General features: G+C 61.7%; 29 protein-coding genes and 1 pseudogene. 5 read left to right on the plus strand and 25 right to left on the minus strand.

Features of this window, described 5'->3' with window-relative positions:
* Positions 1–3: 3 nt before the first annotated feature.
* From lipA to IHQ72_RS22385, 14 genes are all read right to left on the minus strand, one after another.
* Positions 4–969 carry a lipoyl synthase gene (lipA, locus tag IHQ72_RS22320; protein ID WP_258117292.1) on the minus strand — a complete coding sequence of 322 codons (966 nt, stop codon included), beginning with the start codon at positions 967–969 and terminating at the stop codon, positions 4–6.
* A 133-nt stretch (positions 970–1,102) separates the two neighbouring features.
* On the minus strand, positions 1,103–1,360 hold the full coding sequence (locus IHQ72_RS22325) for a GlsB/YeaQ/YmgE family stress response membrane protein (protein ID WP_258117293.1): 258 nt from the start codon (positions 1,358–1,360) through the stop codon (positions 1,103–1,105).
* A 96-nt stretch (positions 1,361–1,456) separates the two neighbouring features.
* Positions 1,457–2,920, minus strand: coding sequence for a dihydrolipoyl dehydrogenase (gene lpdA / locus IHQ72_RS22330; protein ID WP_258117294.1), 1,464 nt, complete (start codon positions 2,918–2,920; stop codon positions 1,457–1,459).
* A gap of 18 nt (positions 2,921–2,938) precedes the next feature.
* Positions 2,939–3,577, minus strand: a complete 639-nt coding sequence (locus IHQ72_RS22335) for an SGNH/GDSL hydrolase family protein (RefSeq protein WP_258117295.1) — start codon at positions 3,575–3,577, stop codon at positions 2,939–2,941.
* Positions 3,574–3,708 (minus strand): hypothetical protein, encoded by a 135-nt coding sequence (locus IHQ72_RS22340; RefSeq protein ID WP_258117297.1) that lies wholly within the window; start codon positions 3,706–3,708, stop codon positions 3,574–3,576. Before IHQ72_RS22340 ends, IHQ72_RS22335 begins: the two co-directional genes overlap by 4 nt.
* Before the next feature lie 14 nt (positions 3,709–3,722).
* Complete coding sequence (locus IHQ72_RS22345) at positions 3,723–5,096, minus strand: pyruvate dehydrogenase complex dihydrolipoamide acetyltransferase (RefSeq protein WP_258117299.1); 1,374 nt, start codon at positions 5,094–5,096, stop codon at positions 3,723–3,725.
* Positions 5,097–5,114: 18 nt separating this feature from the next.
* Positions 5,115–6,500 carry a pyruvate dehydrogenase complex E1 component subunit beta gene (locus IHQ72_RS22350; protein ID WP_258117301.1) on the minus strand — a complete coding sequence of 462 codons (1,386 nt, stop codon included), beginning with the start codon at positions 6,498–6,500 and terminating at the stop codon, positions 5,115–5,117.
* A gap of 15 nt (positions 6,501–6,515) precedes the next feature.
* Positions 6,516–7,556 carry a pyruvate dehydrogenase (acetyl-transferring) E1 component subunit alpha gene (pdhA, locus tag IHQ72_RS22355; protein WP_374120268.1) on the minus strand — a complete coding sequence of 347 codons (1,041 nt, stop codon included), beginning with the start codon at positions 7,554–7,556 and terminating at the stop codon, positions 6,516–6,518.
* 171 nt (positions 7,557–7,727) lie between these two features.
* Entirely contained in the window at positions 7,728–8,051 is a 324-nt protein-coding gene (locus IHQ72_RS22360; RefSeq protein WP_258117302.1) for an FtsB family cell division protein, read from the minus strand.
* Between the two features lie 185 nt (positions 8,052–8,236).
* Entirely contained in the window at positions 8,237–9,511 is a 1,275-nt protein-coding gene (gene eno / locus IHQ72_RS22365) for a phosphopyruvate hydratase (protein ID WP_258117303.1), read from the minus strand.
* A gap of 402 nt (positions 9,512–9,913) precedes the next feature.
* A complete protein-coding gene (locus IHQ72_RS22370; RefSeq protein ID WP_258117304.1) occupies positions 9,914–10,279 on the minus strand; it encodes a PRC-barrel domain-containing protein in 366 nt (121 codons plus the stop codon).
* Between the two features lie 185 nt (positions 10,280–10,464).
* Positions 10,465–10,668, minus strand: coding sequence for a dodecin family protein (locus IHQ72_RS22375; protein WP_095494875.1), 204 nt, complete (start codon positions 10,666–10,668; stop codon positions 10,465–10,467).
* A 102-nt stretch (positions 10,669–10,770) separates the two neighbouring features.
* Complete coding sequence (gene kdsA / locus IHQ72_RS22380) at positions 10,771–11,601, minus strand: 3-deoxy-8-phosphooctulonate synthase (protein WP_258117306.1); 831 nt, start codon at positions 11,599–11,601, stop codon at positions 10,771–10,773.
* Positions 11,598–12,521 carry a VOC family protein gene (locus IHQ72_RS22385; RefSeq protein ID WP_258117307.1) on the minus strand — a complete coding sequence of 308 codons (924 nt, stop codon included), beginning with the start codon at positions 12,519–12,521 and terminating at the stop codon, positions 11,598–11,600. Before IHQ72_RS22385 ends, kdsA begins: the two co-directional genes overlap by 4 nt.
* 145 nt (positions 12,522–12,666) lie before the next feature.
* On the opposite strand from IHQ72_RS22385, the gene IHQ72_RS22390 reads away from it, so the two are divergent.
* Complete coding sequence (locus IHQ72_RS22390; RefSeq protein WP_258117308.1) at positions 12,667–12,792, plus strand: hypothetical protein; 126 nt, start codon at positions 12,667–12,669, stop codon at positions 12,790–12,792.
* Between the two features lie 28 nt (positions 12,793–12,820).
* On the opposite strand, the gene IHQ72_RS22395 is transcribed toward IHQ72_RS22390, so the two are convergent.
* Entirely contained in the window at positions 12,821–13,111 is a 291-nt protein-coding gene (locus tag IHQ72_RS22395; RefSeq protein ID WP_258117309.1) for a Dabb family protein, read from the minus strand.
* A 106-nt stretch (positions 13,112–13,217) separates the two neighbouring features.
* On the minus strand, positions 13,218–13,352 hold the full coding sequence (locus tag IHQ72_RS22400; protein WP_258117310.1) for a hypothetical protein: 135 nt from the start codon (positions 13,350–13,352) through the stop codon (positions 13,218–13,220).
* Between the two features lie 240 nt (positions 13,353–13,592).
* Between IHQ72_RS22400 and IHQ72_RS22405 the strand changes: the two genes are divergently transcribed.
* On the plus strand, positions 13,593–14,849 hold the full coding sequence (locus IHQ72_RS22405) for an SAM-dependent methyltransferase (RefSeq protein WP_258117311.1): 1,257 nt from the start codon (positions 13,593–13,595) through the stop codon (positions 14,847–14,849).
* Here the strand turns inward: IHQ72_RS22405 and IHQ72_RS22410 are convergent.
* The 3 genes and pseudogenes from IHQ72_RS22410 to IHQ72_RS22420 all read right to left on the minus strand — a co-directional run bounded on the left by IHQ72_RS22410 (position 14,846) and on the right by IHQ72_RS22420 (position 17,469).
* A complete protein-coding gene (locus tag IHQ72_RS22410; RefSeq protein ID WP_258117312.1) occupies positions 14,846–15,796 on the minus strand; it encodes an IS481 family transposase in 951 nt (316 codons plus the stop codon). The two genes, IHQ72_RS22405 and IHQ72_RS22410, sit on opposite strands and share 4 nt — an antisense overlap.
* A 64-nt stretch (positions 15,797–15,860) precedes the next feature.
* Positions 15,861–16,074: pseudogene (locus tag IHQ72_RS22415) on the minus strand (5'-nucleotidase C-terminal domain-containing protein); the annotation flags it as partial.
* Between the two features lie 129 nt (positions 16,075–16,203).
* Complete coding sequence (locus tag IHQ72_RS22420; RefSeq protein ID WP_258117313.1) at positions 16,204–17,469, minus strand: NAD(P)/FAD-dependent oxidoreductase; 1,266 nt, start codon at positions 17,467–17,469, stop codon at positions 16,204–16,206.
* Positions 17,470–17,822: 353 nt separating this feature from the next.
* Here IHQ72_RS22420 and IHQ72_RS22425 point away from each other — a divergent pair, with 353 nt between their 5' ends.
* On the plus strand, positions 17,823–18,425 hold the full coding sequence (locus tag IHQ72_RS22425; protein WP_374120405.1) for a 5-formyltetrahydrofolate cyclo-ligase: 603 nt from the start codon (positions 17,823–17,825) through the stop codon (positions 18,423–18,425).
* Here IHQ72_RS22425 and IHQ72_RS22430 read toward each other — a convergent pair.
* On the minus strand, positions 18,422–18,895 hold the full coding sequence (locus IHQ72_RS22430) for an Lrp/AsnC family transcriptional regulator (RefSeq protein ID WP_258117315.1): 474 nt from the start codon (positions 18,893–18,895) through the stop codon (positions 18,422–18,424). The genes IHQ72_RS22425 and IHQ72_RS22430 overlap by 4 nt on opposite strands.
* A 159-nt stretch (positions 18,896–19,054) precedes the next feature.
* On the opposite strand from IHQ72_RS22430, the gene ald reads away from it, so the two are divergent.
* Both ald and IHQ72_RS22440 read left to right on the plus strand, forming a co-directional pair.
* Complete coding sequence (gene ald, locus IHQ72_RS22435) at positions 19,055–20,170, plus strand: alanine dehydrogenase (RefSeq protein ID WP_258117316.1); 1,116 nt, start codon at positions 19,055–19,057, stop codon at positions 20,168–20,170.
* Positions 20,171–20,370: 200 nt separating this feature from the next.
* A complete protein-coding gene (locus IHQ72_RS22440; RefSeq protein WP_258117317.1) occupies positions 20,371–21,669 on the plus strand; it encodes an outer membrane protein in 1,299 nt (432 codons plus the stop codon).
* Positions 21,670–21,909: 240 nt separating this feature from the next.
* Here the strand turns inward: IHQ72_RS22440 and IHQ72_RS22445 are convergent, their stop codons facing one another.
* The 5 genes from IHQ72_RS22445 to sseA form a co-directional block, all read right to left on the minus strand.
* Positions 21,910–22,377, minus strand: coding sequence for a DUF1203 domain-containing protein (locus tag IHQ72_RS22445; RefSeq protein ID WP_192365496.1), 468 nt, complete (start codon positions 22,375–22,377; stop codon positions 21,910–21,912).
* Between the two features lie 77 nt (positions 22,378–22,454).
* Positions 22,455–23,261, minus strand: a complete 807-nt coding sequence (gene dapB / locus IHQ72_RS22450; RefSeq protein ID WP_258117318.1) for a 4-hydroxy-tetrahydrodipicolinate reductase — start codon at positions 23,259–23,261, stop codon at positions 22,455–22,457.
* Between the two features lie 315 nt (positions 23,262–23,576).
* Complete coding sequence (locus tag IHQ72_RS22455; protein ID WP_258117319.1) at positions 23,577–24,134, minus strand: OmpA family protein; 558 nt, start codon at positions 24,132–24,134, stop codon at positions 23,577–23,579.
* Between the two features lie 99 nt (positions 24,135–24,233).
* Positions 24,234–24,797, minus strand: coding sequence for a GNAT family N-acetyltransferase (locus tag IHQ72_RS22460; RefSeq protein ID WP_258117320.1), 564 nt, complete (start codon positions 24,795–24,797; stop codon positions 24,234–24,236).
* Complete coding sequence (sseA, locus tag IHQ72_RS22465) at positions 24,797–25,654, minus strand: 3-mercaptopyruvate sulfurtransferase (RefSeq protein ID WP_258117321.1); 858 nt, start codon at positions 25,652–25,654, stop codon at positions 24,797–24,799. Before sseA ends, IHQ72_RS22460 begins: the two co-directional genes overlap by 1 nt.
* Between the last annotated feature and the right edge of the window lie 37 nt (positions 25,655–25,691).

The following is a 25,691-nucleotide window of genomic DNA, read 5'->3' on the forward strand; positions in this document are numbered from 1 at the left end:
TTGTTAGGCGGATTTCCTGAGAAACGCTTCCCGCGCCGCGCGCAGCCTGGCGAAATCGTCGCCGGCATGGTGCGATGAGCGCGTCAGCGGGCTTGACGCCACCAGCAGGAAGCCCTTGGTCTGGCCGATCGTCTCGAAGGACTTGAATTCCTCCGGCGTGACGAAGCGGATCACCGGATGGTGCTTCTTCGACGGCTGCAGATACTGGCCGATGGTCATGAAGTCGACATTGGCCGAACGCAAATCGTCCATCAGCTGCAGGATCTCGTTCCGCTCCTCGCCCAGGCCAACCATGATGCCGGATTTGGTGAAGATCGACGGATCGAGCTCCTTGACCCGCTGCAGGAGCCTGATCGAATGGAAATAACGGGCGCCCGGCCGGACCGTCAGATAGTTCGACGGTACGGTCTCCAGATTGTGGTTGAACACGTCCGGCTTTGCCGCCACTACGATCTCCAGCGCGCCTTCCTTGCGCAGGAAGTCAGGCGTCAGGATTTCGATCGTCGTCGAAGGCGTTGCCGCCCTGATGGCGCGGATGACCTCGGCAAAGTGCTGAGCTCCGCCATCGGCGAGATCGTCGCGGTCGACTGAGGTGACGACGACATGGGTCAGACCCATTTGCTTGACCGCATGGGCGATGCGCGCCGGTTCATCGGGATCAAGCGCGGTCGGAATGCCGGTGGCGACGTTGCAGAAGGCACAGGCGCGCGTGCAGATCTCGCCCATGATCATGAAGGTGGCGTGCTTCTTTTCCCAGCACTCGCCGATATTGGGGCAACCCGCCTCTTCGCACACCGTCACCAGTCTGTGCGACTTCACGATCTCGCGCGTCTCGGCATAGCCTTTCGACATCGGCGCCTTGACGCGGATCCAGTCGGGCTTGCGCAGCACATCCTGGTCAGGCTTGTGCGCCTTTTCAGGATGCCGCAGGCGCGGCGCATTGGCGATCGTGTCGAGGACGGTGACCATCAGAAATCCAGTTCATTCGCGATCGCCTTCCGGCGTTCGCTTTCAGAAGTCATCTAGGACTTTTCGCTGCAAAGAAAAAGGCCGCGGCGGCGCATGCCGCCACAGCCGTTTTCGCATGGCAAGAGTTCAGCGACTAACGGCGCACCATGCGCCCTACCCAGATCAGCAGGCAGGCGCCGACGAAACCGGTGATCAGATAAGCGATCCAGCCGGCGCCGAACGCGCCAATGTTGAGCGCCTGCAGGATGGCATTCAGCACGATCGCGCCGACGATGCCCAGAACGATGTTCATCAAGATGCCCATGTTGCTTTTCATGAACATCTCGGCAAGCCACCCCGCTAAACCGCCGATAATGATGGCTGTAATCCAGCCCACGCCATTCACGTCCATATGCCCTCTCCTTGTGTGATGAATGCATCCGGAAACGAATTACCTTGCCGTTGAGTTCCTTGGCTTTCACGTGTCGAGTCTCACGCGGTCAATTTATCACGCGTTCAGCGCGCGGCCATAGGCGTCGAGGACGCTTTCCTTCATCATCTCCGACAGAGTCGGATGCGGGAAGATCGTATGCATCAGTTCTTCCTCGGTGGTCTCCAGGTTCATCGCCACGACAAAGCCCTGGATCAGCTCGGTCACTTCGGCGCCGACCATATGCGCGCCGAGCAACTGCCCAGTCATCTTGTCGAAGATGGTCTTGACGAAACCCTGGTCTTCACCGAGCGCGATGGCTTTGCCGTTGGCGGCGAACTGAAAGCGGCCGACGCGGATGTCCTTGCCCTCGGCCTTCGCTTTCGCTTCAGTCAACCCGACGGAGGCAACCTGCGGGTTGCAATAGGTGCAGCCCGGAATCTTCAGCTTGTCAGTGGCGTGCACGCCGGGAAAATTTGCGATCTTTTCCACGCAGACCACGCCTTCATGTTCGGCCTTGTGGGCGAGCATGGGCGGGCCGGCGACATCGCCGATGGCATAGATGCCGGGCATATTGGTGTTGCCGTAGCCGTCGACGACGACGCAGCCGCGCTCGGTCTTCACGCCGAGCGCTTCGAGGCCGAGGTTCTCGACGTTGCCCTGCACGCCCACGGCCGAGATCATCCGGTCGGCGGTGATCTTCTCAACCTTGCCGTCCTTCATCTCGACATGCGCGGTTACCGAATTCGCACCCTTCTCGACCTTGGTGACCTTGGCCTCGAGGATGATCTTCATGCCTTGCTTCTCGAACTGCTTCTGCGCGAATTTCGAGACCTCTGCGTCCTCGACCGGCATCACCGCCGGCAACAACTCGACCACCGTCACCTCCGCGCCCATGGTCCGGTAGAATGAGGCGAATTCGATGCCGATTGCGCCCGAACCCATCACCAGCAGCGATTTCGGCATCTCTTTCGGCACCATCGCTTCGAAATAGGTCCAGATCAGTTTGCCGTCGGGCTCGATGCCGGGCAACGCGCGCGGTCGGGCGCCGGTCGCCAGGATGATGTGCTTGGCGGTGTAGGTGCCCTCACCCTTGACGCCCTTGGGCGCCGGCGGCTGCGGCTCCATCGGTTTCTTCGACGATTTCGACACGACGATCTCGCCCGGCTTATCGCCGGAAGCCGCCTTGGAAAGCTTGGCCTCGCCCCAGATGACGTCGACCTTATTCTTCTTCATCAGGAAGGCGACGCCGCCGTTCAGCCGCAACGAGACCTTTCGCGAGCGGTCGACCACGGCAGCGGTATCGACGCTGACCGTGCCGTCGATCTTCAAGCCGTAGTCCTTCAGATGATCGGAATAGTGCAAAATCTCGGCCGAGCGCAGCAGCGCCTTGGTCGGGATGCAGCCCCAGTTGAGGCAGATGCCCCCGAGATGCTCGCGCTCGACGATTGCCGTCTTGAAGCCGAGCTGGGCGGAACGCACCGCCGTGACGTAGCCGCCGGGGCCGGAGCCGATGATGATGACGTCGTAGTTCTCAGCCACGGATTTCTCCCTGATTCTCTAGAGTTCCAGCATGACGCGCACGATTGGCGCCAATGCCTGCCCGATTTTCCGCGTGTTCTCCGCGTCGAGATGGACACCGTCGAGCGGCGTGGTCTCGGCCACCGAGCCCGCATCGAAGAAGCCGCAGCCGGCCTCGTCGGCAAGGGCGGAATATTGCGGTGCCAGCCGCTTCGACGCTTCATCGCCGCCGGCGAACATTTCCTTGAACTCGGCGTTTTCCGTGCGGCTGACCGCGGGCGGCGCGACGATCAGGATCTGCGGCGCCGGCCAATCGAATGGGTAATCGTGCCCGCGCACGATATCGACCAGGCGCTGCATGCCTTGTTTGGCGGCGACCGGATTGCCGTGGATCCACGGCTTCATGTCGTTGGCGCCGAGCATGATGATGATCAGGTCGATCGGCGCATGCGTCATCAGGATCGTCGGCAGCATTCTTGCGCCGTTACGGTCGGCGCCAGCCAGATGGTCGTCGAAAGCCGTCGTGCGACCGTTCAGACCTTCGGCGATGACCTCAATACCGTCCCCCAACGTCGCCTGCAGCACACTCGGCCAGCGGTCCTTGAGCGGGTGGCGATCCAGACTTGCCGCATCATAGCCCCAGGTCAGCGAGTCGCCGTAGCAAAGGACTGTTTTCATGCGCTTGCCCCGCTCCCGCCAAAGCCTGCTTGTGCGCGCTTTACCCGCCAGCCCACGAACAGCCATTGCACGATGATCGTCACGATGCCTGGAAGGCTGAAGGGAAAAAGGCTGGTGAAGAATTTCCGCACCGCCTTCTTCCTTTTTAGACCAGCATGCCCATCGGGTTTTCGATCATGCGCTTGAAGGCGCCGAGCAGTTCGGCGCCGAGCGCGCCGTCGACGGCGCGATGATCGGTCGACAGCGTCACCGACATGATTGTCGCGATCTTGATCTCACCGTTCTTGACCACCGCACGCTCCTCGCCGGCGCCGACCGCCAGGATCGTCGCATGCGGCGGGTTGATGACGGCGGCAAAGTCCTTGATGCCGAACATGCCGAGATTGGACACTGCCGTGGTGCCGCCCTGGTATTCTTCCGGCTTCAGCTTGCGGCTGCGAGCACGGCTGGCAAGATCCTTCATCTCGTTCGAGATGACCGACAGCGTCTTTTCGTCGGCGCGCCGGATGATCGGCGTGATCAGGCCGCCGGGGATCGATACGGCAACGCCGACATCGGCATGCTTGTGCTTGACCATCGCGCTCTCGGTCCAGGAGGCGTTGGCATCCGGCACCGCCATCAGCGCCATTGCCATCGCTTTGATCACCATGTCGTTGACCGACAGCTTGTAGGCCGGCGCCTCCCCCTTATCGGTCTTTTTCACCGGGGCGGCCGCGTTGATCTGCATGCGCAGTGCCAGAAGCGTGTCGAGCTCGCAGTCGAGCGTCAGGTAGAAATGCGGGATGGTGGTCGTGGCCTCGACAAGCCGGCGCGCAATGGTCTTGCGCATGTTGTCATGCGGGGCAAGCTCGTAGGAGCCTTCGGCAAACAGTTTTAGCACCTGGTCGTCCGACATTGGCTTTGGCGCGACAGCCGGAGCCGGAGCGCCGGCAGGTGCGGCTCTCGCGGCTAGTGCCGCCTTGGCGCCGCCACCGGAAATCGCTGCATCGACATCGGCTTTGACCACGCGGCCATGCGGGCCGGAGCCGGTCACCACGGAGACATCGACACCGGCTTCCCGGGCGATGCGACGGGCAAGCGGCGAGGCGAAGGTGCGCTCGCTTGCATGGCCGTTGGCGACCGGAGCCGCTTCCGCCTTGGGCGCAGGTGCGGCGGCAGGTTCCGGCTTCGGCGCTTCGGGCTTTGGTGTTTCAGCTTTGGGGGCCTCCGCTTTCGGAGCCTCGGCCTTTGCCGGCGCAGCGCCGTCACCGCTCTTCGCGGCAGCCGCCGCATCTTCGCCTTCGGCTGCGAGCACGGCGATCAGCGCGTTGACCTTGACGCCTTCGGTGCCGGCCGGAACGACCAGCTTGGCCACCGTGCCCTCATCAACGGCTTCGACTTCCATCGTCGCCTTATCGGTCTCGATCTCGGCGATCACGTCGCCCGGCGAAATCTTATCGCCCTCCTTGACGAGCCATTTGGACAGATTGCCCTCTTCCATAGTAGGCGAGAGGGCCGGCATGGTGATGTTGATCGGCATGTTTTCCTCCCGCCCTGCTCAGCGATATGTGACGGCTTTGACCGCCTCGACGACCTCGCCGACATTGGGCAGCGCCAGCTTTTCGAGGTTCGCCGCATAGGGCATCGGCACGTCCTTGCCGGCAATGGTGATGACCGGCGCGTCGAGGAAATCGAAGGCGCGCTGCGACACCTGGTTGGCGATATGATCGCCGACCGAGCTCTGCGGAAACCCTTCTTCCACCACCACCAGCCGATTGGTCTTCTTGACCGAGGCGATAATGGTGTCGAAATCGAGAGGGCGGATGGTCCTGAGGTCGATGACCTCGGCATCAATGCCCATGCCGCGCAATTCGGCCTCGGCCTTCACCGTGTAGGTCATGCCGATGCCGAAAGAGACGATGGTGACATCCTTGCCTGACTTGTGGATGCGCGCCTTGCCGATCGGCAGCACGAAATCGTCCATCTTCGGCACGTCGAAGGACTGGCCGTAAAGGATTTCGTTCTCGAGGAAGATGACCGGGTTCGCGTCGCGGATCGCGGCCTTCAGCAACCCCTTGGCGTCCGCGGCGGTGTAGGGCATCACCACTTTCAGGCCGGGAACGTGGCTGTACCAGGCGGCATAGCACTGCGAATGCTGGGCGGCGACACGGGCGGCCGCGCCGTTCGGCCCGCGAAACACGATGGGCGCGCCCATCTGGCCGCCGGACATATAGAGCGTCTTGGCGGCGGAGTTGATGATCTGGTCGATCGCCTGCATGGCGAAGTTGAAGGTCATGAACTCGACGATCGGTCTCAGGCCGGCCATCGCCGCGCCAACGCCGACGCCGGCAAAACCGTGTTCGGTGATGGGCGTATCGACGACGCGCCGCGCCCCGAATTCCTGCAGCAGCCCTTGCGTGATCTTGTAGGCGCCCTGGTACTCGGCGACCTCCTCGCCCATCACGAAGACGTCGTCGTCACGGCGCATTTCCTCGGCCATCGCGTCACGCAGCGCTTCGCGCACGGTGGTCGAGACCATTTCCGTGCCGGCCGGGATGTCGGGATCGGCGGCGATTTCGGTTCTCGGCGCCGCGGCGACAGGTGCTGCGCCCTCGCTTTTGGCCGCAGCAGGCGCTGGCGCTGCTGTTTCAGCCTCGGCAGGTTCCTCGCCGATGCCTTCGCCTGCCTTGTCGATGTCTTCACCATCAAGGGCGAGCACGGCGATCAGCGTGTTGACCTTGACACCTTCGGTGCCGGCAGGAACCACGATCTTGGCTAGCGTGCCTTCGTCGACGGCCTCGACTTCCATCGTGGCCTTATCGGTCTCGATCTCGGCGATGACATCACCAGCGACAACCTTATCGCCCTCTTTCTTCAACCATTTGGAAACATTGCCCTCTTCCATGGTCGGCGAGAGAGCGGGCATGAGAATTTCGATCGGCATGTCCTTGCCCTCTCGTTACAATACGATGTCGGTCCAGAGCTCGGACGGATCCGGCTCTGCGTCGTTCTGGGCAAATTCGGCGGCGTCGGCGACAATGTCGCGAACCTCCTTGTCGACGGTCTTGAGCTCGTCCTCGTCGGCCCAATTCTTGTCGAGCAGGCGCGCCTTGACCTGCTCGATCGGGTCACGCTCGGAGCGCATCTTCTGCACTTCTTCCTTGGAGCGGTATTTTGCCGGATCGGACATCGAGTGGCCGCGGTAGCGGTAGGTCTGCATTTCGAGGATCAGTGGCCCCTTGCCGTCACGGCACCATTCGGTTGCGAGATCGCCGGCTGCCTTGACCGCGCGGACGTCCATGCCATCGACCTGGATACCGGGGATCTTGAAGGAGGCGCCGCGGTGCGAAAAATCCGTCTCGGCCGACGAACGCGATACCGAGGTGCCCATGGCATAGCGGTTGTTTTCGATGATGTAGATCACCGGCAGCTTCCACAGCGAGGCCATGTTGAAGCTCTCATAGACCTGGCCTTGATTGGCGGCGCCGTCGCCGAAATAGGTCAGTGTCACGTTGTTGTTGCCGCGATAGCGATTGGCGAAGGCGAGGCCGGTGCCGAGCGAAACCTGCGCGCCTACAATGCCGTGGCCGCCGTAAAAATGCTTCTCCTTGGAGAACATGTGCATGGAGCCGCCCTTGCCCCTGGACAAGCCGCCGCGGCGCCCGGTTAATTCGGCCATGACGCCGCGCGGCGACAGTTCCATCGCCAGCATGTGACCATGGTCGCGGTAGGCGGTGATCATCTGGTCGCCGTCGATCAGCGCCATCTTCATGCCGGTGACAACTGCTTCCTGGCCGATATAGAGATGGCAGAAGCCGCCGATGAAGCCCATGCCGTAGAGCTGGCCGGCCTTTTCCTCGAAGCGGCGGATAAGCAGCATGCGCCGGTAGGCGTCAAGCTCCTCGTCCTTGGTGAAGTCGACAGGTTTGGGGGCTGAAAGCCCCGCCGATTTGCCGTCGGATCTAGATTTGGCAGGCGCTTTTCTGGCGGCGGTGGCCATGCATCACTCCCTGTTGGCGTCTCTTGCGGACACTGAGGGAGATCAGTTCTCCCCACCGATTTGGGGAGGCTAACACGCGAGAAAGCGTTTCGCCATGCTGAAAAATGCATGGCTGACATGCATCTAAGCGATTAAAATCGTTGTAAATATCGGCGATTAACTCGAATTTGGTTATCTTGCCGTAACCGGTAACATGATGGTGATTTCGTCGGCATGGGACATATTGAGCGCCTTGCGCGCCTGCTCGTCGAGCATGTCCTTCTCCAGCGTGCCCTGATGCATCAGCTGAACGCGCCGCTGCAGATCGATCCGGCGCGCCTTGACGGCATCGAGCTTGCTTTGCAGATCGACGGCTTCGGTTTCCAACCGATACTTGGAATAGATGCCGAACTCGCCGTGATAGGCGTGGAAGCCGAAATAGGCGAGGAATGCCACGCAGAGCGAGGGAATGATCAGCCGACCGGTATTTCTCTGCTTGTGCTGACGTGTCCACATGATCCAAATCCCTTAGAGCGCCGCGCGTCCTCTTGGACGCGCAAAGGACGCTCTAACACTCTGCGACCTAGCCCTTTCTCGCTCGATTGTGCTTAATGGACGGTTACGGACGACCGGATTTGGCGGTGTTGAAACAGAAAAGGCGGGGAATGCCCCGCCTTTTCATTCGGGTTATTTGTGTGGACTCAGCCTTTCACGATCGACTTGCCGGCGTAGAGCGCCTGCTTGCCGAGCTCTTCCTCGATGCGGATGAGCTGGTTGTACTTGGCCATGCGATCCGAGCGCGACAAAGAGCCCGTCTTGATCTGCCCGCAATTGGTGGCAACGGCGAGATCGGCGATGGTCGAATCTTCGGTTTCGCCCGAGCGGTGCGACATGACAGCGGTGTAGCCGGCCTTGTGCGCGGTCTCGACGGCGTCGAGCGTTTCGGTCAGTGAGCCGATCTGGTTGACCTTGACCAGGATAGAATTGGCGACGCCCATGCGGATGCCGTCGCGCAGCCGCGCCGTATTGGTGACAAACAAATCGTCACCGACCAGCTGGGTCTTCTTGCCGATGAGGTCGGTCAGCGTTTTCCAGCCATCCCAATCGTCTTCGGCCAACCCGTCCTCGATGGTGATGATCGGATAGTCCGCCGCGAGCTTGGCCAGATATTTGGCCTGGGTCCTCGGGTCGCGGGTCTTCTTCTCGCCTTCGTAGACGTAGTTGCCGTCCTTGAAGAATTCGGTCGCGGCGCAATCGAGGCCGAGCGCAACCTCTTCGCCCGGCTTGAAGCCAGCCTTCTCGATCGATTCCATGATGAAATCGAGCGCAGCGGGCGCGCTTTTCAAGGTAGGAGCGAAGCCGCCCTCGTCGCCGACATTGGTGTTATGGCCGGCGTCCTTCAGCCGCGTCCTCAATGTGTGAAAGATTTCCGAGCCCCAGCGCACGCCGTCACGCAGTGTCGGCGCACCGATCGGCAGGATCATGAATTCCTGGAAGTCGATCGGGTTGTCGGCATGGGCGCCACCGTTGATGATGTTCATCATCGGCACTGGAAGCACATGCGCCTTGGTGCCACCGACATAGCGGTAGAGCGGCAGGCCGGCCGCTTCCGCCGCAGCCTTGGCGACAGCCAGCGAGACGCCGAGGATGGCATTGGCACCGAGCCGGCTCTTGTTGGGCGTGCCGTCGAGCTCGATCATGGTCTGGTCGATGTGGATCTGGTTCTCGGCTTCCATACCGCCGATCGCCTCGAACAGATCGCCATTGACGGCCTCTACCGCCCGCAGGACCCCCTTGCCGAGGTAGCGGGCGCCGCCGTCGCGCAGTTCGACCGCCTCATGCGCCCCGGTCGAGGCGCCGGAGGGCACCGCAGCGCGGCCCATCGAGCCGTCTTCGAGCACGACGTCGACCTCAACGGTCGGGTTTCCGCGGCTGTCCAGGATTTCACGCCCGACAATGTCGATGATGGCAGTCATTGCGATGTCCCCGATTGATCTGACGAAGCGTCGCGCACGTCTTAGCCAAAGTGCTGCAAAACGCAATCGGGGCGTCCGCAAATATTGCCGCCACCTCCGCCACATCGATTCACGAAGCACAAATTGCTGTCATCATAAGTCATGTCAGTCATAAGTCTTGGCGGCATGCGGCTTTCTGGTTTATGCTCGCGCTGCGCGGGGCGAAACAGGAGGAGTTTCGCCATGTCTCAGTTGAGCGGTATTGTGAGTTTGTTCCTGATCGCGGCGGCGTTTTTGACGTCGTGTGACACTCAGCAGCCTCAACAGGGCGCGGTAGAGTTGTCGACCCTTGCGGCGGAGTAGATATCCTGCAAAAAGGCCCCCGGTCCAACCGGGGGCCTTTTTGATTCCGGCAGAGCAAGGTCAATGCCAATAAGGCTCGACCTTGTAGTAACTGTATGAAGCATCACGCGCGCCCTCGCCGTCGGCGCCCGTCAATTCGTTGATCGAATAGGCGGGAGCAGCCTTCAGTTGCTCCTTCGTGAACGGCACGACGTAGCCGCCCTTGTCCTCGTCATAGTCGAGGCTCGCCCACGGAATGGCGTGGTACTTCTCGCCGATGCCGAGAAATCCGCCAAAGCCGATCACGGCAAACATGATTCCATTCGACAACTTGTCGAGCATGACATCCTCGATGTCGCCGATGTGCGTGCCTTCCGTGTTGTAGACGGATGTGCCGATGACCCGCGAGGCGGCGATGGCTTCAGTGTGTCCTGTCTGGGTGGTCATTGTGTACTCCTCGTTGTCGTTGACGCTATGCCTGACAATGAGGGGCGCGGATGAAGGTTCCAGAGTTTTCGACGCTAGAGCGGGATGCATTCAAATTGAACTGAGCATCCCGCTCTATCTATTTGTTTTAGCCGCATTTCTGCGACGTCAAGTGATTCCACTTGGCTGCAAAATGCTCTAACCGGTCACTCAGCGAGGATGAAGGTGACCTTCATGTTGACGCGATACGCGGAGATCTTGCCGTCCTCGACGACCACCTTCTGGTCCTGGATCCAGGCGCCTTCGACGTTCTTCAAGGTCTTTGCGGCGCGCGCAATTCCCAGTTCGATGGCTTCCTGAAAACTCTTATTAGACGATGATGTGATTTCGGTGACGCGGGCGACGGACATGGCTTTCTCCTCCAAGGCACTCTGTTGCCTGGGCAGCGTACAACCGGCACCTGTTGACCACAAGTTTAGGGGCCGGGACTTGGGCCCGGCCCCTCAGCTTGCTCAGCCCTTGGCGACGCGATCGAAAGCCATCAGCCTTTCGAGCAGCGCCCGAAGGTCCTTCAGCGGCACCATGTTGGGACCATCGGAGGGGGCATTGTCGGGATCCTGATGCGTCTCGATGAAAACACCGGCGACACCGACCGCAACCGCGGCGCGCGCCAGCGTCTCGACGAAGCGCCGATCGCCACCTGAGGAGCCGCCCTGGCCGCCCGGCTGCTGCACCGAATGCGTGGCGTCGAAAATCACCGGCGCGCCGATCTCGGCCATGATCGGCAGGGCGCGCATATCGGACACCAGCGTGTTGTAGCCGAAGGACGCGCCGCGCTCGGTGACCAGCACGTTGGCGTTTCCGGAACCGGTGATCTTGGCGACAACGTTCTTCATGTCCCACGGTGCGAGGAACTGGCCCTTCTTCACGTTGACGACCTTGCCGGTTCTTGCCGCCGCGATCAGCAGATCGGTCTGGCGGCTGAGGAAAGCCGGGATCTGCAGGATATCGACATGCGGCGCCACAAGCGCGCACTGTTCCTCGGTGTGGATATCGGTCAGGATCGGCAGCGAAAACGCCTTGCGCAAATCGTCGAAGACGGGCAGCGCCGCATCGAGGCCGGCGCCGCGCGTGCCGCCAAGCGAGGTGCGGTTGGCCTTGTCATAACTGGTCTTGTAGACGAGGCCCAGCCCCAGCTTCTCAGTCAGTTCCTTCAGCGCGCCAGCCATGTCGAAGGCGTGCTGGCGCGATTCAAGCTGGCACGGGCCGGCAATCAGCGATAGCGGCGCGGTGTTGCTGAAGACGACATTGCCGACAGTTACGGACGAATTGGGCTTGCTCATGCGATCTCCCGGAAAATGAAGGCCGCACCCTGCCCGGATGCCGGCCGCACGACAATATCATCGCCGCGTATGTCGTGTTCGACGGAACTGGCTGCAAGCAGCTTGGCGACCGTGTCTGCGAAGCGAACTGAAAAGACGATCCCCGCGAAGCGGAGTTCCGATGGCGCGCCGGCAGGTATGCCGAAGCGCGTTTCGAAAGCAACGGGGTCAAGCAGGGTCAAGGTTGCGTTCGGCAGGCCAAACGCCGTGCTGCTCCCCTGTCCGGCAGCCGGACTGCGCGTCGCGATCGAAATCAATCGGTGCTGTTCGGATGGCTGGTTGCTGACCGCCACCACTTCGATGATGCCGGTTGCGCCATTGGCGTGGATCTGCAACGCGGTGCGGTCTACTTTCGGCGCATTGATCCGCTCGCAGGCGAACAGGAATGCGTCCGTCGCCCCGGTGCCGGAGGCGAAGGCCAGTTTGAACGATGCCGTGTCGCTCTCTCCCGCCGGGTCGGTGAAGGCGCGCGAAAAGCTCAGCATGTCTCCGGCAGACAGGCCGGCTTCGACATAGCGCACGTGATCGGCATCCGCATCTTCGGTGCCCAAGACCAGGGCGGAAAATCCCTCATTGCCGCGCTTGTCGCGATAGGCGCGATCGCGCGCGACGAAGACGTTGCCGTCGGCGATCGCTTTCGCCACCGCCTGCTCGTTGCCCACCGCCAGCGGCTCGAGATAGGTGCCGTCCTCAAGGAAGACACAGCAGTTTTCCGTCCCGAAAGGATGGATGCCGGTCGGCGCCACGACAAAGCCAAGCGAAACCAGCCGCGCCCGCGCCACGTCGAGGCTCGCGGTCGGCAGCACAAGATGGTCAAGCGGATAGGTGCCCGGCGGATAAGGGCCTGGCGGATAAGGGCCTGCTGTCTTCGTCTCGGTCATCCCGGCGCGGTGTGCATCATTCCGGAAGTTGGTTCAAGAGCCTCGCCTGACGCCGCAAGGATCCAAGGCAGCCGATCGCGTGGCCGCATTACGCGAACCTCCGGGATACTTGCCGCTGCCGGAAAACCAACCTATGTGGTCCAAAATGAGAAAGATCCTTTTCATAGCGGCAGCGGTCATCGCAATGGCTGTTCTCGCCATGCTGGTCTGGGACGCGCCGAAGCGGCCGGGCGCCGCTTCGACAGAACCGACCGCCGCTCAGACGGAGTAACGTTGCACCTGCTTCGCTCAATTTCCCTTCAGGTTGCAGCCACAACATCCGCCGAATATCGCAATTCGCGCAGCGGTTTGACCTGGCTGGTCGTCTCGGCATAGAGCGGATGCGCCTTGTAGGCGGCCAGAGCGCCATCATCCTCGAACTCGGCATAAACGACCACGTCGATCTCGTCCGAAAGCGGGTCAACCTTGCTGTTGAGCGTCACCTCGAATAGACGGGAATGGGGGATGTTGCCCAGCGCCAGCAAGCCCGTGCGTACGGCCTCGACGTCCTCTTTGTGCCGCGCGCTGAAGAAAACGATATGCCGGATCAACCCCAGCCTCCTCGATCGATGTGCAAGCATGTTTTGTGTGGGCAAAACGGTCGCGTCAACCGGCAACGATGTCGCGGCGACAACGCATTGGACAGGGAAAAGAACCCTACACCATCCCGGTGATGTAGCGCATGATGCGCGTTATCTCCCTGACCGTGGTGTCGAGATAGTGGCCCTGATTGTAGAGTCCGTCCCAGATCAGGAAGAACGTGACGGCGCAGATGACGATGACATAACGCATGGCTATAACTACTGCACCTGGGTGGCTGCAACCATAGTGATTCCGGCGTTGATCAGCGCCCTCCCCCAAAATCTATCCATTGATCCATGTTCGCTTGCCTTGGCTCTTGAAGTTCCCTTTGATGACGTGAAAGATTGCTGCGGGGATTCATCGGGAAGCGGCGCGCCCTGGCGAATGAACTGAGAGAGAGTGGAAACCGGCCATTTTGCGCCGGCGCCGCAGAGGTCCCGGGGGCGTGACATGGCTCACAAGGAAGACACCGGTGTTGCGTCGGGCGACGCGGTCAAATTGGACGAATTCAATTTCGCCGAGACCGTCAAAGGCCTGCCGGCCAAGGCGCGCATGGTGCTGTCGGCGGCGATGAACCTGCCGCGTGGCTCGCTCAAGGTGAGGATGCCGGACGGCCGCGCCGTCCTCGTCGGCGGCAAGGGCCCGGGTCCGGACGCCGAACTGGTGCTCAAGAACTGGCGCTTGCCCGGCCGTGCCTTCACCGGCGGCACCATCGGCATCGCCGAATCCTACATCGACGGCGATTGGGACAGTCCCGATGTGACCAGTTTCCTGGAACTGTTCGTAGTCAATTCAGAAATCGGAGAGCGCATCGCCGGCGGCGCCAGCTGGCTGATCAACGCCGTCCAGCGTGTCCGCCACTGGTTCAACCAAAACACCCGCACCGGCTCGAAGCGCAACATTTCGGCGCATTACGATCTCGGCAACGCCTTTTACAAGGAATGGCTGGATCCGAGCATGACCTATTCGTCGGCGCTCTATGCGGCTGGCGCCAACGATCTGGAAAGCGCGCAAGCCGCCAAATATCGCGCGCTGGCCAAGGACACGGGCATCGGCGCGAACGACCACGTGCTTGAAATCGGTTGCGGCTGGGGCGGCTTTGCCGAATTCGCGGCGCGCGAGATCGGCTGCCGCGTCACCGGGCTGACGATCAGCCGCGAGCAGCATGATTTCGCCAGAGCACGCGTCCAGAAGGCTGGATTTGCCGACAAGGTCGACATCAAGCTGCAGGACTACCGCGACGAAACCGGTTCCTACGACCGCATCGCTTCGATCGAGATGTTCGAGGCGGTCGGCGAAAAATACTGGCCTGTGTTTTTCGGCAAGATGAAGGATTGCCTGCGGCCTGGCGGCACCGCCGGCCTGCAGATCATCACCATCAACGAGAAAGCCTACGATACCTATCGCGCCCGGCCGGATTTCATCCAGCGTTACGTCTTCCCGGGCGGCATGCTGCCGACGCCGTCGATCCTGAAAACGCTCGGCAAAGACCATGGCCTTGCTCATCTGCGCGAGCGCATTTTCCCGGACGACTATGCCCGCACGCTCGCCGAATGGCGCCACCGCTTTTGGGGGTCATGGGAAAAGATCGTCCCGCTCGGTTTCGACGACCGCTTCAAGAAGCTCTGGGAGTTTTATCTGCACTATTGCGAAGCCGGCTTCCGCGCCAGCTACATCGATGTCCGCCAGGTGGTTTACAGGGCCTAGGTGTTTAGTCCCGGCATTTGATGGGTGGGATCGAGTCGGAACCGTTCGGGCTCTTTTGCCCAGATTTTGCAGATGAATTCGTGGGGCGTGAGGCCCTTGAGGGTCTTAAGCCGGCGCGCGAAATTGTAAGCTAAGATGAAGTCGGCGAGATGCCGACGCAGTTGCTCGTGATCGTCATAGTGGAAGCGCTTGACGGTGGCGTCCTTGATGGTCCGATTCATCCGCTCGACCTGGCCGTTCGTCCAGGGATGGTTGATCTTTGTGAGCCGGTGCTCGATGCCATGTTCGTCGCAGATGCCGTCGAAGATGTGCTGAAGGGCATGCCGGTCGCAGGTCCGGTTGGCGAACTGAATGCCGTTGTCGGTCAGAATGGTATGGATGGCATAGGGCACGGTCGCGATCAGGTTGCGAAGGAATTGGGCCACCGCCATCTTGCCCGCCGTCGGGTGCAATTCCGCATAGGCGAATTTCGACGTCCGATCGATGGCCAAGAAAAGGCGCAGCTTGCCCTCGGCGGTCTGCACCTCGGCGAGGTCGATATGGAAATAGCCGAGCGGATAGGCGTTGAACTTCTTCCTGGCCGGCTTGTCGGCGTCCACCTGCGGCAGCCGCGAAATGCCATGGCGCTGAAGGCAGCGATGCAACGACGAGCGCGTCAGATGCGGGATCGAGGGCTGTAGGGCATAGAGACAATCATCCAGCGCCAGCAACGTGTGCTTGCGAAAGGCGACGATCACCGCTTCCTCTTCGAGCGACAGCACTGTCGATCTTGGTTTCTTCGGGCCGGTGGGAAGATCGGCGGTCGAGATCCGGTTCCTCCACTTTCTAACTGTCTTCTGATCGACGCCGTAGCGCTTGGCCAGCGCTCTCAGGCTCTCTTGACTATGCTGTATCGCTCGACGGACTGCCTCTGTCGTCGTGGCGCGGCGGTGTAGAACCTGTCCCATAGCGCATCCTTTGATTCGGACGGCAATGATGCGCCATTAAAGTCCGGGATCAAACACCTAGGGCGTCCGCCGACGGGTTGATCGTGCCCTGGCTGATGGGGTAGCACAATCACGTCGCGGTTGGTGACGGGCGCCTTGCAGATGATCTTCGAGGTGTTGATCTCCGGGAAATTGCCGCCACCGCCGGCGCGGTAGTTGTTGGTGACGACGACGAATTCCCACATGGGATCAATTGGTATTCCGTCGAACATCAAGTCGATGATGCGGTTCGAGGCGGCTGCTGTTCAACGACGTGCCTGCCCTCAACAGCGTGCCAAGTCCTGCCCGGAGGCAATGCTTCGCGCCTGAATCCAGTCGAGTCCATCAGGAACAGATAATGTGCGGATGCATGTGCGCGCGCGGAGACTTCAGTTCCTGTCGTCGTCGCCTTGGGTGATCAGCCGCGCGCTGCGCTGACCTGTCGCGTAAATCCATAGCCAGCTCAGCGAAACCGCAAGCCGGTTACGGAAGCCGATCAGGAAATAGATGTGCGCGAGACCCCACAGCCACCAGGCCAGCCTGCCGGTGAGCTTGATCCAGCCGAAATCGATCGCGGCGGCGCGCTTGCCGATCGTCGCCAGATCGCCGTCATGCTTGTAGCGGAAAGGCCGCGGGGTCATGTCGCCGGCAAGCCGGGCCTTGATTGTCGCGGCGACATGCCGGCCCTGCTGTTTGGCGGCGGGTGCTACGCCGGGCACCATGCGGCCATCCGGCCGCAGGACGTGTGCTGCGTCGCCGACGACGAAAATCTCCGGGCTGCCCGGCACGGTCAGGTCGGGCTCGACCAGCACCCTGCCCGCGCGGTCCGCTGCCACCCCCAGCCATTCAGCGGCCGGCGAAGCGGCAACGCCTGCTGCCCACAGAATGGTTCTGGCCGGCAGGTGCGTGTCGCCGAAGACGACGCCCTCGGCATCGCAGCATGTAACGGGCCGGCCGAGTTCGACCGTCACGCCAAGCCGCTCAAGCGCCTTGCTGGCATAGCCGGAGAGTTCTTGCGCAAAATTGGGAAGAATGCGGTCACCGGCCTCAATCAGCACCACGCGCGTCTGCCGCGTATCGATGTTGCGGAACTCACCGCGCAGCATGTCGTGCGCCAGTTCGACAATGGTGCCGGCCAGTTCCACGCCGGTCGGTCCGCCACCAACGATCGCCAGCGTCAGCAGCGCTTGGCGCTTGGCGGGATCGGTTTCCCGCTCGGCCTGCTCGAAGGCCAGCAGAATGCGCCGTCGAATGGTGGTGGCATCCTCCAGCGTCTTCAACCCTGGCGCGAAAGGCTCCCATTCGTCATGGCCGAAATAGGCGTGGCGGGCGCCGGTGGCCAGCAGCAGCGTGTCGTAGGCGACCGCGCCGCCATCATCGAACAGCACGCGCTTGCCGACGCGGTCGACGCCGCTGACGGTGGCGAGCAGCGTCGTCACGTCCTTGCGCTTGCGCAGGAGATGGCGGATCGGCCAGGCGACTTCCGAGGTCGCCAGCGCCGTGGTCGCCACCTGGTAGAGCAGCGGCTGGAAGAGATGATGGTTGCGCTTGTCGATCATGGTGATGCGCACCGGCGCACCGGCAAGCGCGCGGGTGAATTCAAGCCCCCCAAAGCCCGCCCCGACGACGACGACATGATGGCTGGATTCGTTCATCTCATTCACTCCGGGAGAACAGGTTGGCCGGGAGAACAGGTTGGCCGGGAGAACAGGTTGGCCGGGAGAACAGGTTGGCCGGGAGAACAGGTTGGCCGGGAGAACAGGTTGGCCGGGAGAGCAGGTCGACCGGGAGAGCAGGCTAGAGAGCAATTTCGCCAAATCTGATGTAAGGACTTTTGTGCACTGCAACAACATCCGACTTTGCCGACTGCCCGCCCTACGATGTCGCGAATGTACATGGCCTATCCTGCCGCCGAGTATAATTTCATTGAAACTGACGACAGGAGTGGAACTTGGATAGCGATCATGACGATGAAGGTCCGGCGCACTATTCCTCGCCGCCTTGCTTCATGCACGAACTCGACCCGGAATTCCGGGCGCCCCTATCCGACTGGACCGATGTGAAACGATGGCGCATGGCCGAGCGCGAGCGGCTGATTGCGGCGCGCCTCGCTGTCTTGGCTGACGTGCGGAAGGCAATGTCGCAGCGCATCGGCGAAAGCCTCGACGCGGTGATCGGCGACATTGCCGGCCGCATGGTCAGCCTCTACTGGCCGTTCCGCGGCGAGCCGGATCTGCGGCCATGGATAGCTTCCGTCAATGAGCGCGGCGGCCGTACCGCACTGCCTGTTGTCGTCGAGAAAGGCCAGCCGCTTGTCTTTCGCGCCTACACACCGGGCGACCGGCTGGAGAAGGGTGTCTGGAATATCCCGATCCCGGCTGAAGGCGATCAGGTGCTGCCCGACATCGTCATTTCGCCGATCGTCGGCATCGATCCGGGACAATACCGGCTGGGCTATGGCGGCGGCTTCTTCGACCGCACGCTGGCGGCGATGCCGTTCAAGCCGCTGGTCATCGGTGTCGGCTACGAACTGCAGCGCATCGCCACCATCTACCCGCAGCCGCATGACATCCCGATGGACCGGGTGGTGACGGAGGCCTTCAGGGCCTAAGCAAGTTCCGGCTTCATCCCCACCGCCGTCCGGTCGACGATCTCGCGCAAGGCGAAGGATGAATTGATCTTCGTCACATGCGGCATCGCCGACAGCCATTCCTTATGGATGCGCTCATAGTCGACGAGGTCCTTTGCCGCGATGCGCAGGATATAATCGTATTCACCCGACATCAGGTGGCAGGACAGGACATTCGGGCAGCGCTTTATCGCCGCCTCGAAATCCGACAGCGTCTTCTCGAATTGCCCCGACAGCGATATATGCACGATCGCCGTCATCTGGTGGCCAAGAGCGGCATTGGAAAGCCGGGCGTGGTAGCTGCGGATGGTTCCGGATTTCTCCAGATTGTCCAGCCGCCGCGAGCAGGCCGACTGCGACAGGCCGACCTTCTCGGCAAGCGCCGCATTGGGTATCCGTCCATCCTTCTGCAACGTTTCGAGAATGGCGATATCGATCCTGTCGAGCGGCATTTTTCGGGATTCCTGCGACAATCCAGCTGTTTTGCGCAACGATTAGCGAACCGTGCCCTTCTGCGCAAGCGCATTCGCAAACACTTACGGGACGATTCGTGGTTCACTATCTCTAAACAGGGAACGTGCCTCAAAGGGCCGGATCAGGAGGAGAAGAAGATGCGCGTCGGCTGCCCCCGGGAAATCAAGAACCACGAGTACCGCGTCGGCCTGACGCCGGGCTCGGTCCGCGAATATATCGCGCATGGCCACGAAGTATTGGTCGAGACCGGCGCCGGCGCCGGCATCGGCGCCGACGACAACGCCTATCGAGCAGCCGGCGCTACCATCGCCAAGACCGCCGCCGACGTGTTTGCCAAGTCCGACATGATCGTCAAGGTCAAGGAGCCGCAGCCCAACGAATGGGTTCAGCTCCGCGACGGCCAGATCCTCTACACCTATCTCCATCTCGCTCCGGATCCAGAGCAGACCAAGGGCCTGCTGGCCTCGGGCGTGACTGCCATCGCCTACGAGACGGTCACCGACGACCGCGGCGGCCTGCCGCTGCTGGCGCCGATGTCGGAGGTCGCCGGCCGCCTGTCGATCCAGGCCGGCGCCACTGCGTTGCAGAAGGCCAATGGCGGCCGCGGCGTGCTGCTCGGCGGCGTGCCCGGCGTGCTGCCCGGCAAGGTCACCGTGCTCGGCGGCGGCGTCGTCGGCCTGCATGCGGCCCGGATGGCGGCCGGCCTTGGCGCCGACGTCACCATCATCGACCGCTCGATCCCGCGCCTGCGCCAGCTCGACGACATCTTCGGCGGCCGCGTCCACACCCGCTACTCGACCGTCGAGGCGCTGGAAGAGGAATGTTTTTCGGCCGACATCGTCGTCGGCGCCGTGCTGATCCCGGGTGCCGCCGCGCCGAAACTCGTTTCGCGCGAGATGCTGTCGGGCATGAAGAAAGGCTCGGTGCTTGTCGACGTCGCCATCGACCAAGGCGGCTGCTTCGAGACCTCGCACGCCACAACTCATGCCGTGCCGACCTATGAGGTCGACGGCGTCATTCACTATTGCGTCGCCAATATGCCGGGTGCGGTGCCGGTCACTTCTGCCCACGCGCTCAACAACGCAACGCTGCATTACGGCCTGCAGCTCGCCGACAAGGGCCTGAAGGCGCTGATCGACGATCATCATTTGCGCAACGGCCTGAATGTCCACAAGGGCAAGATCACCAACCGCGCGGTGGCCGAAGCACTCGGCTATGAGTTGGTCGAGCCGAAGGCCGTTCTCGCCGCCTGAACCTGCCGCTCAATCCTCTCCCGACAGAGCCGCCGACCCCCTCGGCGGCTCTTTTTCCACAAGCAAATTTCACGGTTTGCGATTAGCTGACCGGCTTTGCCCGTCATGCTTGCAATGTGTCTTTCCTGTGGCTTTTTTGTTACAGCCGCCAGCATGGGCGGGTGCTAGACGCGTGGTGGGTTTTTCAAAAGGTAGGGGCAATGACCAGCAAACGATTCGCAAATTCTCTTCTTCTTGGCGCAGTTTCCGTCCTGGCGCTCGGATCGGTTTCCCATGCCGCCGACGCGGTTGTGCCGGTCGTCGAGACGTCGGCCTTCAACTGGAGTGGCATCTATGTCGGCTTTGGCGTTGGCGCCGGCGCCAATGTCCATGAGCTCAGCACCGACTTGGCTCCCGTATCATTGAACGGCATTGGTGGCGAAGGCGTATACGGTGAACTGACCGTTGGGTACGACTATATGGTGTCGCCGCGCTTCCTGATCGGCGGACTTCTGGACGCCCAGGCCGGCAACATTGAAACCACGCTCGACGTTGCTGGATTCGATGCTTCGATCCGCGAGACCTACGGCTTCGACGCTGGTTTGCGGCTTGGTTACCTCTTCACGCCAAATACTTTGGGTTATGTGCTGGGTGGCTATTCCTGGCAGAAATACAAACTCGACACGAACGCTGGTTTTGATCTCGATTGGGACCAGAGCGGCTACTTCGTCGGAGCTGGCGTTGAAACGGCCATCAACAGCAACTGGACCATCAAGTCAGAATATCGCTATACCCGCTTCGGTACTAATGATGATCTCCTTTCCGATTTCGGTGTGCCGGATGGCACCCTCAACCTCGACACGTCGCGGCATACGTTCCAGGTTGCGGCCAACTATCGCTTTGGCGCCCAGAATGGCGGCGTCGCCTCTTTTGAAGCGCCTGCCTACAACTGGACCGGCTTCTACGTCGGCGGCGCCGCCGGTGCGGGTGCGTCGGTGCATCAGATCGACGTTCCGCCGCTTGGCGGCCTCGAGTTCAACGGGCTCGGTGGCGAAGGTGTGTTCGGCGAATTGAACGTCGGCTATGACCATGATTTCGGCAGCTGGGTCGCCGGCGTCATGGTGGATGCCCGCTACTCCGGCATGACTTCGGAGTTGGAAATTCCGGGCGCATCGATCAATCTGGATACTGATTACGGTTTCGATGTGCTTGGCCGCGTCGGTATGAAAGTCAACGAATCAACGCTCGCCTACGTGCTCGGCGGTTACAGCTGGCAGCACTTCGATCTGGATGCGCCTGCACCCATCGGCGATATCCTCGATTGGGACTCCAGCGGCTTCTCGGTGGGTGGTGGTCTGGAAACGGCCATGTCCAGCAACGTGACCGTCGGCCTCGAGTACCGCTATTCGCAGTTCTCCGAGAAGGATTTCTCGTCGGATCTTGGGCTGCCGGACGACACTCTCACCTCCACGCCTTCGTTCCACACCGTCCGCATCGGCGCGAAGTACAAGTTTAACTAAAAACCGTCCAGACAACAGTCAAAGCCCGCCGGTCATTCCGGCGGGCTTTTTCTTTGGGGCGGAAGAAATGCGGGGCGGACAGGGCGGGGCAACAAAAAGCGGAGCCAAAGCCCCGCTTCCTCTGATATCGAGACTTCCCGCCGGTTCATCCGCGGTCGGCAAATCGATCGACAATCATTCCGTAACGCGACAATGCGACAGGCGTACGACAGCTGCGACCGATGAATACCGCCCGGATCGTCACGCGCGCTCGATACGGCACTGGTAGCAATTGTTCCGCGCCGAGCGGACATGCACATAGGCGATATCGTTGCGCTCGAACAAGGTCTCGGCCCGCGCCGCGATAGCGGCTGTCGGAATGACGCCGCCGCTGCCATAGACGATGCGGTCGTCCCTGCCGTAGCCGCGCACGATGTAGTCGGCACTTTCGAGCATTTCTGGAAGCGCCTCGGCTTCGGCGGCGCGCTCGCATTCCTCGGCATGCAGAAAGATCGGTCCGGTTTCGGCGTAGGGCTGCAATTCCGGGAATGGCCGGTAGGCCAGGATGAGATAGGCGTCTCCGGCGGTCACGTTCTTCAGGCAGTGGCGGCAAGGCACGCCGTCGCCGTCGGATATTTTCCGCTCTGGTATCAGGCCATAGGCGTCCGGCGCGCCGCGCTGCAAGGCTCTGACATCTTCCGTGGGCAAGGCTTTGAACTGGATGGTCATGGCGAAAACTCCGGTATCGTCGACCGGAAATTACGCCGCTGCGCCAGCGTCTCCCACCCGATTCCTGCCAATTTGGATCAGTCCATCAAGGCGTCGAGACCGCGCACCAGCCCTGTGATCTCCTGTACCCGCCTGATAGCGAGCAGTGTGCCGGCCACGTAAGGAGTAGCGGACGAGCCGGCGTCGTGACGAATGGTCAGCCGCTCGTCGGGCAGGCCGAACAGCGCCTCACAGGACAGGATGTAGGAAGGCAGGCGAAGCGCATGCACCTGCACCCCCTCGCCCGTACCGACCGCCGCACCGCGGGTTCCCGGCACACCCGAGACCTCCGAGACCGGCCGCACCGTCGAAGCCTTGCGGACATCGGCCAGCGCTTCGGCAAGCTCGCGCGCGGTGCCGGACGGCGCGTCGGGTTTTTTGGCGCTCGCATAGTCGATCACCTCGACATCCGGCACGTATTTCGCCGCCATCACGGCAAACCGCTTCATCAGAGTGGCGGTGATCGAAAAATTGCCGGCTGCAATGACGCCGACACGATTGGCGCGTGCTGCAGCGTCGATCTCGCCGAAATCGGTCGCACCCAGCCCCGACGTGCCGATCACAACGTGCCGCCCCTTCTCTATGGCCAGCAGCGCATGGTCTTTCACCACATGCGGCTTGGTGTAGTCGACCAGCACGTCCGACGGTACCTCCAGCGCCTCGGCCAGCGAGGCAGAAACGGTGATGCCGTTGGCCGGCATGCCAATCAGGAGGCCGGAATCCTGCCCCGCGCCGCTGCGCGACACAGCCCCGGCCAGTGCCATGTCGCCTTGCGCACCGATCGCCGGAACCAGTGCCTTGCCGACCCAGCCTGTCGCACCGGCCATCACCACCCGAATCGTCATCGTTTGATCCTCCATCACCATTGGAGCGCCACGCGTCCTTTTTGGACGCGCAAAGGACACTCCAACATTTGAGTCTACGCACCGTGCTTTCCGAAAATCGATTCCGATTTCGGGCCGATGCGGTAGGCTTTGACCGACAGCGATATGGAAAGAGCGCGGCTCATTCAAGCCAGGCTCTTTTTCGGGTGTTGATCCAGACCGCACTGACTGAGCCTGTTTCGAAAGTCACAGTGGCGAGTCAGATGATGGTGTCTTCGAGAACCGGAAGCGCAGAAAACCCCTTCAGATGGCCGCCAATGCGGATTTCGGACAGGCTCAGCGGATGAAGTCGTCGAAGCGGCGGAGCGTCACCCGGCGATTGCGCCAATTCTCGTTCTGCGTCTGCACCAGCAGGAATTCCTCGCCGTAGCCGACGGTTTCCAGTGCATAGCCCGGCACGCCGAATTCGCGCACCAAGGTGCGCTTCAGCGAAGCGGCGCGCTGTTCGGAGAGGATCTGGTTCGACTGGAAAGAGCCGACCGCGTCGGTATGGCCTTCGATCAGCACGCGGGCACCGCGGTCGCGCCGCAGGATGCGCCGAAGCGCATCGGCGATATTTTCGATCTTGCCATATTGCGATTCGGAAATGGCCGCCGAGCCAAAGGCGAAATTGATCGACTGGATATCAATCGAACGGGCCATGCGCCGCAGGTCCGGCCGCCTCTTGAATTCGCGGATGGTGACGCGCTGGTTCGGGCGCAGCTTAACGCGGGGCGCGGCCTCGAGCTGACGCTCGATCGTCGCCGCCGAAGGCGTGGTTGCCTGGGCGGCGGCAAGGGTCGGCACGACGAGGGCCGCAATCAGCGCGGCGGCAAATGTGCGTCGGGTCAGCATGTCTTTTCTCCTTCGGCCTCTGCCGCATTGATGGTGCCGGCAAGATGGCAAAGACAAGCTGAAGCATTGAAGAACAATAGGTTCAGTTTGCGGAGAAAATCATGGCCGCATGACACTGGCCGCACGCTCGGCGAAGGTCATTGGATGCACGATCTCCTTCTTTTGCGCGACCGGTGCAAAGCCGAGCTTCTGGTAGAGCGGCAATGCCGCCGGATGGTCGAGTGTGCAGGTCTGCACCGTCACCCGCCTTGGGCCGTGCGACCAGGCGGCGGCGATCGCCGCACCGAGGAACCAGCGGCCGATGCCTTGGCCGGTCGCGTGCTCCATCATGCCGAAATAGGCAAGTTCCACTTCTTCCGGCAGATGCGGCTTGAGGTCGAAGAAGCCGGCCGGAGACCCATCGAGATACAGCACACTGATGTCGCGGTCCTCGCGATGGATGCCTGCAGAAAGCTCCTCGTCGCTCAGCCTCAGCACGTTGACCCAGTGCCATTTGCGGCCTACCCGATCCATCAAATAGCGGTAGAAATGCAGCGGAATGTCTTTGGTCTTCAGCAGAGCGATCTGGCGGTTGTACGGCACCGGCGGCGAATAGGCCGGCGGCACATGCATTTCGAGAAACGTCACCGTGACCTCGATGTCTTCAAGCGCTCCGTTTTCCATCACTGTCGATCCTTGCCCGTCACGACGGGCGTATCGCCAAGCCCACCCCATTCCGTCCATGAACCGTCGTAGAGCCTGTTGTCGGTATGGCCAAGCGTCTCAAGCGCCAGCGTGATCGCCGCCGCAGTGACGCCTGAGCCGCAAGAGGTGACAACCGGTTTCGACAGGTCGATGCCGGCGTCCTCGATCACCTTGCGCAATCGGTCTTTCGGCAGCAGCTCGCCGTCCTCGGCAAGCGCCGAAAACGGCACATTGTGCGCGCCGGGCATATGGCCTGAGCGGATGCCGGCGCGAGGCTCCGGCTCGGTACCGGCAAACCGGCCAGGCGAACGCGCGTCGGCGATCTGGCTTTCCCCGGTCTCGACGATCCGGCGCATATCGGCCAGGCTGGCGACGCGAGCGGCATCGAAGTCGGCATGAAACACGCAGGGCGCGATCTTCGTCGGCTCCGCCGTTACCGGCCGTCCCTCCGCTTTCCAGCGGTCGAAACCGCCGCCCAATACGTAGACCTGGAACACCCCCATGACACGAAACATCCACCAGGCGCGCGGCGCCGAGAAGAAGCCCGGACCGTCATAGACGACGATGGTGTCGTCGGCCGAAATGCCCATGGCGCCGACATATTGGGCGAAATGCTGCGGCGACGGCAGCGTGTGTGGCAGTGGCGAATCGGGATCCGAGATCGCATCCTGATCCAGGAAAGAGGCGCCCGGAATGTGCGCTGCGTCATATTCGGCGCGCGCGTCGCGCTTTTGCGCCGGCAGATACCAGGACGCGTCGACGATGGTCAGGCCGGGCTCGCCGAGGCGCTTCTGCAACCAATCGGCGTCGACGGTGAAAGGGCTGTCTTCGGCCATTCTTCTTCTTCTCCTGTCCCGCCAGTGGCAAACTATA

Origin of the sequence: Mesorhizobium onobrychidis, from assembly GCF_024707545.1 — a bacterium.
Lineage (GTDB): Bacteria > Pseudomonadota > Alphaproteobacteria > Rhizobiales > Rhizobiaceae > Mesorhizobium > Mesorhizobium onobrychidis.